General features: G+C 59.1%; 1 protein-coding gene. It reads left to right on the top strand.

What is annotated here, in order from left to right:
- Nucleotides 1-276 (top strand): hypothetical protein (locus ACW9H9_RS28905; RefSeq protein WP_457370507.1); only part of this gene is annotated, 276 nt, incomplete at both ends.

Genomic DNA, 276 nt, shown 5'->3' with positions numbered 1-276 from the left:
TGACCACCCTGATCAACATCGCCAACCACCAGGCCAAAGACGCCTGGCACGGGCTCAGCGGCATGCTGTTACCGGCCATGAAACAACAAGCCGCACTGACCCTGGCCGTGCCCCAGGTATTGATCTCCACCGAGATATCCAGCGCCACTCAACTGACCTTCAACCCGACGTACCCACGCGACTATCAAGCCTGGTTGCTGCAGCTCATCACCGTGCAGAAAAAAATCACCAGCGCAAAAGCGGTGCTGCAACGACCTGGCCCCGCCTACGACCAAC

The sequence above is a fragment of the Pseudomonas sp. SDO5215_S409 genome (assembly GCF_054071325.1).
This window is presented reverse-complemented; position numbering and strand designations above follow the sequence as displayed.